A 410-nucleotide genomic window follows, 5' to 3' on the forward strand; every position below is an offset into this window, starting at 1 on the left:
TTTAAAAAATGGGTAACTAGTGAAGTCCTGCCCTCTATCCGTAAAACAGGCAGCTACTCTCTAACATTAAATAAGCAGCAGCAATATTTGATTAAAGAGGCTGTACTCAATAATGCTGCCCAAACAGGCAAAACATATCAGTCTGTGTATAGAAGTCTCTATACAAAGTTTAAAGTACCCAGATACCAAGACATTCTTGCTAAGGATTTTGATGAGGCTCTTGCATTTTTAGCTGGTTCAGTTAAGCCAATCAATAATCAGCCTGCATTACCTAATATGAATCAGGACGGACGCTGGTTGGTAATTGTCGAAAATAACCGAGTTACATATGCAGAGAATATCAATGGTTATAGCTGTATCAAGGCTGATGTGTTTAAAAAGCTGTTGATACAGACAAAGCAGCAGGCAGA

1 protein-coding gene is annotated in these 410 nt (G+C 38.3%); it reads left to right on the top strand.

Annotated features, from left to right (window positions below):
- Positions 1–87 precede the first annotated feature (87 nt).
- On the top strand, positions 88–410 hold a 323-nt coding region (locus H3T84_RS11980; RefSeq protein ID WP_232346330.1), incomplete at its 3' end, for an ORF6C domain-containing protein.

Origin of the sequence: Snodgrassella sp. M0110, assembly GCF_016101465.1 — a bacterium.
In the GTDB taxonomy this organism is placed as follows: Bacteria; Pseudomonadota; Gammaproteobacteria; order Burkholderiales; family Neisseriaceae; genus Snodgrassella; species Snodgrassella alvi.